Raw genomic sequence first — 8697 nt, 5'->3', positions numbered from 1 at the left:
CTTTCTTAAATGTTATTTTTTGATCTTTATAAGGTGAAAATAAATAATGAAAAATTGACAGGGAAATAGGATAATTATAAATTTTTTATATGAACATCGGGTGGTCAAAAAATGTACGAAAGGAAAATACTTCTTGTATCATATCTTCTTTTTCCTCTGTGGGATATACTTTCAAATAAGGACTACACCAGCCCAGGAGAATTTTATTATACTTTTTATGTAGAATATGTAAAAATAATATAAATATCATAGAACAAAAAAATAGAGGGAATTGGGGGTTATTGTTTTTTGATGTTAATAACTTTAATGGAGGAGAAATGAAATACTCAATGATGAGTTATACAATGGCAGGGGGAAAATGGGGAGAAAATCCCGATATTGAATATCTTTGTAAATTGACAAGAAATTTAGGACTTGATGGTATAGAATGGGTTGGACTATATGGAAGGCGGGCAGACGAAGTAAAAGAAATTATGGATGATTATGGATTGAAAACAGTTTGCTATACATTTTTTGTAGATATAAATTTTAAAGATGAAAATTTAAGAAGACATGGGATTGAACAAATTAAAAGAGGGATTGAGGAAAGTAAGGTTTTAGCAACAGATAAAATTATGCTTCCAATTGGTGGAAAGGATGAATATTCAAGAGATGAAAGTAGAGAAAATGTTATAAAAGGGCTCGAAGAAGTTATTGGTCTTGCAGATAATTATGGTATTTCAATAACTGTTGAGCAATTTCCAGATATAAGAGGTCCTTTTTTGAATTCAGAGGATATGAAAAAAATAATAAAAGAAATACCACAAGTAAAAGTGACATTTGATTCAGGAAATGTTATATTGGGTGGAGAAGAGCCATCAGAAAGTTTTCTTAAAATGAAGGAATATGTAATTCATACACATTTTAAGGACTGGGAAATTTCTAATGATGGAAAAGAGGGGTTAGATGGGAAGAAGTACATACCAGCACTTATAGGAGAAGGGATAATTGACTATAAAAAACTTGTTAAGACAATGGAAAAAGAGAATTATCTGTCTTATGTAAGTATTGAATATGAAGGGTATAAATATGACAGAGAAGAAGCAATAATAAAAGCATTGAACTTTCTAAAAAACATAAAATAAGGAGAAAAAATGGAAAGAGAGAAAATTTTAATTGGATGGGCAAAAGAAGATATAACACCAGATAGGCCAGTTCTTTTACATGGTCAGCATTATGCAAGGGTTTCAAAATATGTAAATGACCCTGTAACGGCAACATCTTTAGCGATTGAATCAGAAAAAGGGGAGCAGGCAATTCTTTTATCAGCAGACCTTGTTTATATTTACGAAGAGGTATGTAATGAAGTAAGAGAATATGTCAAGGGTAAAATGTCAGAGATTGATGTTCAGAAAATATCTTTTGGAGCAACTCATACTCATACAGGACCTACAATGAAAGAAGGGCTATATGAGACATCAGAAAAAGGAGTAATGAGTCCTTCTGAATACACAAAGTTTTTTGTGAAAAAAGCGGGTGATTGTATTATAAAGTCATGGCAGAACAGAAAAGAAGGGATGATATCTTATGGACTTGGGCATGCAGTAGTTGGTCATAATAGAAGAGCTACCTATTTTGACGGTTCATCAAAGATGTATGGCAATACTGATGACCTAAATTTCAGTCATATAGAAGGATATGAAGACCATAGTGTAAATTTACTTTTTACCTGGGATAAGAACAAGAAATTAACAGGTATGATAATAAATATTGCCTGTCCATCACAGGAAACAGAAAATGCTCTTTTCTTATCAGCAGATTTCTGGCAGGATACAAGAGAAGAGATTTACAAAAGGTATTCAAAAGATATATTTATACTTCCACAATGTTCACCAGCAGGAGACCAATCACCACACTTACTTATTGGTAAGAAAGAAGAAGGTAGGATGTTGGAATTAAGGGGATTTAAGGAGAAAGAAGAAGATATAAGGATGTCAGCAAGGAAAGAGATAGGGAGACGAATAGCAAATGCAGTTGATGATGCTTTACCATACACAAAGGAAGATATAAAAGATAAGGTAGAATTTAAACACATAGTTAAAACAATAAATTTACCTATGAGGATGGTGACAGAAGAAGAAGTAAAACAAGCAAAACAAGAGATTGAGAAATTACAGAGAGAAAAAGAAACGCCAAATACATTTAGACATTTAAGTAGAAATAAAGAAGTAATTGAGAGATATAATAAGCAAAAGGAGAACCCATATTTACCTATGGAATTACATGTAATTCGTCTTGGAGATATTGCTTTTGCAACAAATAGGTTTGAACTTTTTCTTGATTATGGTATAAGGATAAAAGCAAGGAGTAAATCAATTCAAACGTTTCTTATTCAACTATCAAATGGTGGAGGTACTTACTTACCAACAGAAAGAGCAGTAAAAGGGAGAAGTTATGGTGCAGAAATTGTAGACAATTTAGTTGGACCAGAGGGAGGGCAGGTAATTGTTGAAGAGACATTAAAAGAAATAAATAACCTTTTTGGTAGTGTCAAAAAATAGATGAAAAAAAGATGAAATCGCCCCTTACCCATACCCTCTCCCCTATGGGGAGAGGGCGAGAGTGAGGGGGAAATTAACAGATAACAAAAATTTTGGTAAAACTTCCATTTACAAAAGGAGGAAGAAAAATGAAAATTGCTATTTTTGGAGGAGAGAAAACAGTAAAAGAAATAAAGGACTGGCCACCAATAGATGAAATAGATAGAAAATATGTTTTAAATTCATTAGAAGGAACAAATCATGCTTATGGACCAAATTGTGTTGAATTAGAAAAAGAATTTGCTGCCTGGAATGGGAACAAATATGCAATAACCACAAATAGTGGAACAGCGGCATTACATATGTCCATAGCAGGTTGTGGTTTAGGAGTTGGAGATGAAATAATTGTTCCATCTTATACATGGTCTTCTTCTGCCACCTGTATTCTTCATCATAATTGTATTCCTGTTTTTGTTGATATTGACTATGAAACGATGAATATGGATGTTGATAAAATTGAAGAAAAGATAACAGAAAAAACAAAAGGTATTATTGTAGTTCATCTTCATGGACTTTCTGTTGAGATGGATAAGGTTATGGAAATAGCAAAGAAATATAATTTAAAAGTTATTGAAGATGCCTGTCAGTCACATGGGGCAAAATATAAGGGCAAAAAAGTGGGGACAATTGGGGATTGTGGTGCTTTCAGTTTCAATCAAAATAAATGTTTATGTTCAGGAGAAGGTGGTATGTTTGTGACCGATAATGAGGAAATATATGAAAAAGCAAAAATGTTATGGTCATTTGGAGAAACAAGAAGACCATCAGAAAGTAGGGACTATCATGCATATGCTCTTGGCTGGATGTATAGAAATAATGACCTGACTGCTGCTTTTGGAAGGGCGCAACTTACAAAACTTGATGGATATTTAGAAACCCAGAAAAAAAATGCTTCTGTTCTGACAGATATTATAAAAGATATTAAAGGATTAAAAATACCTTATACTCCAGAGGGATGCGAGCATATATGGTATAACTATACATTAAGAATTGAACCAGAAAAACTTGATTTTTCAGGTGATGAAGTAATTTTAAGGGATTCAATTATGGAAGCAATAAGACAGGAAGGAGTTCCAGTCGGAATATGGCAGAGTTTTATACTTCCTGAAATGACTGTATTTCAAGCAAAAAATGCATATGGAAAAGGATGCCCATGGATTTGTCCCCACAGCAGAAATGTTTCTTATAATCCAGAAGAATATCAAGAAGCACAAAAGCATTGTAGAAGACATTTTGGTATGACATATCCTTTAAGACAACCCAATAATGAAAAAACTGCTGAACTTGTTGGACTTGCAATTAAAAAGGTTTTTGATGATATAAAAGAAAAAGGTGTAGAAAAATGGGTTTCTATGGTTCAAGAAGTTAAAAAAAGTTAATTATTTTTTGTTTTTCGGTATTTACATAGGAAAAAGAAAAAAATTGTTTTCCTTATAAATAGGAAAAAATATGAGCAGGGAGAAAATTAAAGTTGGAGCAGCAAAATATAGTATTATGCCACCTCTTGACCAGGCAAGACGAATTGGGCCCAAAGGACTGGCTACTGATGTAATAGGAGAACTATGTGCAAGAGCAACTGTTTTTGATGATGGGGAAAATAAGGTAGCAATAGTGCTTTTAGATATAAGTGAATTTTTTCCGAATATTACAAGAGGTATTAGAGAACTTGCAAGTAAGTGGACAGATATACCACAAGAAAATATTATGGTATGTGCCACTCATACTCACTCCTCAGCAAAAGTGATTGATTATGATGACCCGTACGATACTGGTGGTGTTTTAATAAGATATGATAAACTAAGTAATGAAACACAGGCATATTTAGATATGCTTTACCGATATGCTGCCAGTTCTGTATTTCTTGCAGATAGTCGGCGAAGAACTGCAAAAGGAAGAATAGGTGAAATCTCTGTTCCTGGTATTGGAACTCCAAGAATCAGGATGAAAGATGGAAGTGTTGCAAGTTTAACTCATGCATATTCCATAGAGCATGTGAAAGAAGAAGAGATTGAATCTATATCACCTTATGATGACTCATTGCGACTTGTATTATTTGAAGATACAGAAGGAAGACCTATTTGTGGGTTGGGAAATTTTGGATGTCATAATGCACTTTCTATGGGAAGCACTACTCTCAATAGTGATTATTTTGGATGGGCAGCAGAAAAACTTGAAAAAGAAATAGGCAATAAATTTGTTTTTTCTTTAATGGCAGGACCAGAAGGTAATGTTCATCCAGCAGCATTTTTTGAACATGATGTACCGGCCGCAGAAGCGGAGAAATTTGTTCCAGTTGCTGGTCAGAAACTTTATGAAAAAGCAAAAGAGATATGGGAAAAATTAAAACCTTTTGAACCTACACCTGTTATTTCTGCAAGCAAGAAGGTGTATTTCCCCTTACAAAAAACTTTAACTTTACGACATCAGGCATATCTTCAAGGACGAAGAGTTGCTGGTGGAAAACAGGATGAAAAAGGAGTGTTTTCGGAACTACAAATTATATGTCTGGGAGAACTTGTAATATTAGGACTATGTGGTGAAGTATTCCACGAGATTGCGATGAACCTGCGAAAAGCAAGTCCTTTTAAGTACACATGGGTGAATTCTCTTTGTAATGATGAACTTTCTTACCTAATGCCATCTCATGAGCATAAAAGAGACAATGAATCCGGTATAATGAATGTACAAAAAGAATTTGCTTTACCAGATGAAAATGCAGAAGAAATTATATATAAAACATATCAAGAACTTTTTAATCGTGTTAAATAACGAAGGAAAAGAGAAATAAAGGAGCACCTTATGAGTGGCAGAATTTAGAATTGGGAAAATATAGGGGCTGTTTTTATGCTGCTTCTATTACTCTTCCTTTAAAGTTTACTAAATTGCTAATAAATAAAGATTTACAACCTGCCAAAAAAATTGACAGGGAAAAAAGAATATTGTAAATTTGAAATAAGTAAAGTTTTATAAAAATATAAAAAATCGGGAGGGAAAATATGGGAAAGGCAATTAAAGTAGGGGAAGTAAAAAATTCTTGTCAAACACCTGTCATAGGTGTTTTTGCTCCATCTGACCCAAGAATTGATGAACAATCAAGACAGAGAGTAAAAAATATAATTAAAATGACTGCTGATATTATTGCTGATAGAATAAAATTTTTTGGAGAAGATGTAAAAGTTGTTTATAGTGATGTTTTAATTGATGGAGAGAAACAAGGTGATATTGTGGCAAAACAATTTAAAGAAGAAAAAGTAGATATTTTTATTGGAGTTCCCGATACATGGGCATTTCCTCAACTTACGCTTATATCATTTTTACAGCAATTTCCTCAGGATACACCAATAAATTTGACATGTGGAAATAGTGGACCAAAACCAGGTGTTGTTTATGTTCAGGCATGTAATGGAGCAGTTGCCCAATATGGTAAACTTATGCATATAAATATTGGAAATTGGTCAGATACTGGTTTAGAACCGATAATAAGTGATAAAACAATACAAGATTTAGTTGATTGGTGTTATGGAGCAATTACATATAAAGCACTAAAAGGCAGAAGAGTTGTTATATTTGGGCATGATTCTATGGGAATGGAGACAGCACTTGCTCATATTATTCCTACAAGAAAAATATTTGGGATAGAAATTACCCGTCTTGATATGAAATTACTTTCAGATATGCTTTCAAAAAAGGTGTATGACAAAAATGAACTAACTGAATTAAGAAACTGGCTAGAAAAATATTCAGGAGGAATTGAAATAAGAAACCAAGAAGATAGCGAAAAGTTCAATCAATCACTTGCAATGTATTTGATTGTAAGAGATATAATGAAGGACTTAAATGCTGTTGGAGGCGGTTTTATGAGTCAACTTGAATGGGGTTCTGATTTAAGAGGTATTCCTCTTCCTGTTGCAGATGTTATGGAGGCACTTTTTAATTCAACATTTGACCATACAGGGAAGAAAAGAGTAATTCCTTATGCAACGGAAGCAGATGTTCAGGGATTACTTACGATGTTATTTTTTACTTATTTAACAGGAGGAGAGCCGCCTTTATTTATGGATTTCAGAAAAGTCTGGGAACCATGGGAAATAAAACAACTTGCAGAAAAAATTGGTATAAATATAAAGACAGATGAAATGTGGTTCAAAAAGGGCTTTGTTGATGGGACTAATTCAGGAAGTGCTTCATTTAACTGGGCAGGAAAACAAGGTGAGAAAATGGAAGAAATTATGAAAAGAATTACTTTTCCTATTGCTGAGGAATTTTCTTTCCCTGGTGGTGGAAATTCAGTAAAATTTGTTTCCCCTGGTGGTATAAAAGGAATTGCCGGGCGACTTGCTTATTCATCAATTAACAATATATTTTCTCTTATATGGGATGAGGCAGAAACAGGACAATTACCTGAAAAACTTGCAGAAGAAGTTTGTAAAACATCCAATTATACTTGGCCACATACATTTGTTGTCCCAAAGTATGCTTCAATGCTTGAATACAAACAATATGCACCAGCAAATCATTTTCATATGATATGGGATTTAAAAGTTTCAAGATTAGAATATTGGATGGATTTTACAAATGTTCTTTCTGTGTGTCCATGGCAAGCAAGACCAGAGTTTATTGAAGGAGTGGACAGACCTTTGCCTTTGCTTTATCTTATAAATGGTGGAGAAAATAATACAAAATTAAAATTATCTTCCCAAGTATAACGGCTGAACAAGGTCACATATTGTATCAACTACCTGCTGGATTGTAAGACCTGTTGTATCAATATAAATTGCCTCAGGAACTTTCATAAGAGGGGCTATTTCCCTTTTTCTATCTACTTCATCTCTTTGTTCAACATCTTTTTTTATTTTTTCTATTTCTTCCTCAATTCCCATTTGTTTAAGTTGTAAATACCTTCTTTTTGCTCTTTCATCAATTGAGGCGTCTAAATAAATTTTTATCTGTGCATCTGGAAAAACCTTACTTCCTATGTCTCTTCCTTCCATGACAATGTTAAATTTTTCTCTATAATTTCTCTGTTTTTCCCATAAAATTTCTCTTATTTCTAAAATAGATGCAATATGTTTTGTGTTTTTACTTACTTCTTCATCTCTTATTGCTTCACTTACATCTCTACCATCCATTATAACTTTGTAATTGTCATTAGAAATAAATTCAATATTTGTATTTTTTGCCATTTCTATGAGTTTCTCTTTATCATTCCAGTTTATATTGTTTTCCATTGCTTTTAATGTCAGGCATCTATACATTGCTCCTGTATCTATATAAAGAAAACCAAGTTTCCTTGCAACTAATTTTGCAACTGTACTTTTTCCTGCTCCTGCTGGACCATCTATTGCTATTACAATATTTTTCATAATTCCATTATTTCTTTTTCTTTATCTTTTGTTTTTTTATCAATCTCTTCAATATATTTATCTGTCATTTTTTGAATTTCATCAAAACCATTATACATATCATCTTCTGAAATTTCACCGTTTTTTTGTTTTTCTTTTAACTGAATGTTTGCCTGTCTTCTAATTTCTCTTATTTCTACTTTTGCCTCTTCAGCCATTTTATAAAGGTTTTTAACAATTTCTTTTCTGCTTTCTTCACTTAAAGGAGGTACAGGGACCCTTATGACATTACCATCAGATATTGGATTAAGTCCAATATTACTTGACTGAATTGCTTTTACCATATCACCAACTATGTTTTTATCCCATGGTTGAATTATAAGGAGTTGTGGTTGAGGAATTGTTATTGTTGATAACTGATTTATTGGCATTTTAGAACCATAATACTCTACAATAATTCCTTCCAATAAAGAAACAGAAGCCCTTCCAACTCTTAAAAGTCCTATTTCTTTTGTAAAGAAATTTACAACTTCTTTCATTTTACTATCAACTTCTTTTACAATCTGATTTTTCATCAAATACCTCCTTATTTATGGGGGGTACTGCCAAAATTTTTGTTATCTACTTATTACTCCTCACTCCTGGCTCCTCGGGCGAGCCTCTCCCCTCAGGGGAGAGGGAAGGGGTGAGGGGGGTATTGTTCATTTTATTTTTTCTTCCTCTGGGCTTTTGTGTCTCTAATTATTCCTTTCCCCTTTATAAAAGGGGGAAATATT

8 protein-coding genes are annotated in these 8697 nt (G+C 33.1%); 6 read left to right on the top strand and 2 right to left on the bottom strand.

What is annotated here, in order from left to right:
* Positions 1 to 111 precede the first annotated feature (111 nt).
* The 6 genes from PLW95_02240 (at position 112) to PLW95_02215 (ending at position 7285) form a co-directional block, all read left to right on the top strand.
* The gene (locus tag PLW95_02240) at positions 112 to 243 is read left to right on the top strand and encodes a hypothetical protein (GenBank protein ID HOV21485.1); all 132 of its coding nucleotides are present in this window, start codon (positions 112 to 114) and stop codon (positions 241 to 243) included.
* Positions 244 to 317: 74 nt separating this feature from the next.
* The gene (locus PLW95_02235) at positions 318 to 1124 is read left to right on the top strand and encodes a sugar phosphate isomerase/epimerase family protein (protein HOV21484.1); all 807 of its coding nucleotides are present in this window, start codon (positions 318 to 320) and stop codon (positions 1122 to 1124) included.
* Positions 1125 to 1133: 9 nt separating this feature from the next.
* On the top strand, positions 1134 to 2540 hold the full coding sequence (locus PLW95_02230) for a hypothetical protein (GenBank protein HOV21483.1): 1407 nt from the start codon (positions 1134 to 1136) through the stop codon (positions 2538 to 2540).
* Positions 2541 to 2668: 128 nt separating this feature from the next.
* Positions 2669 to 3958, top strand: coding sequence for a DegT/DnrJ/EryC1/StrS family aminotransferase (locus tag PLW95_02225; GenBank protein HOV21482.1), 1290 nt, complete (start codon positions 2669 to 2671; stop codon positions 3956 to 3958).
* Between the two features lie 70 nt (positions 3959 to 4028).
* The gene (locus tag PLW95_02220; protein ID HOV21481.1) at positions 4029 to 5348 is read left to right on the top strand and encodes a hypothetical protein; all 1320 of its coding nucleotides are present in this window, start codon (positions 4029 to 4031) and stop codon (positions 5346 to 5348) included.
* A 227-nt stretch (positions 5349 to 5575) separates the two neighbouring features.
* A complete protein-coding gene (locus PLW95_02215) occupies positions 5576 to 7285 on the top strand; it encodes a hypothetical protein (GenBank protein HOV21480.1) in 1710 nt (569 codons plus the stop codon).
* On the opposite strand, the gene cmk is transcribed toward PLW95_02215, so the two are convergent.
* Both cmk and frr read right to left on the bottom strand, forming a co-directional pair.
* Entirely contained in the window at positions 7268 to 7942 is a 675-nt protein-coding gene (cmk, locus tag PLW95_02210; protein HOV21479.1) for a (d)CMP kinase, read from the bottom strand. The two genes, PLW95_02215 and cmk, sit on opposite strands and share 18 nt — an antisense overlap.
* Positions 7939 to 8496 carry a ribosome recycling factor gene (gene frr, locus PLW95_02205; protein ID HOV21478.1) on the bottom strand — a complete coding sequence of 186 codons (558 nt, stop codon included), beginning with the start codon at positions 8494 to 8496 and terminating at the stop codon, positions 7939 to 7941. Before frr ends, cmk begins: the two co-directional genes overlap by 4 nt.
* Positions 8497 to 8697: the final 201 nt, after the last annotated feature.

The sequence above is a fragment of the bacterium genome (assembly GCA_035370465.1).
Classification (GTDB): domain Bacteria; phylum Ratteibacteria; class UBA8468; order B48-G9; family JAFGKM01; genus JAGGVW01.
Note: the sequence above shows the minus strand (reverse complement) of the source record. Positions and strands in the feature narration are given on the sequence as shown.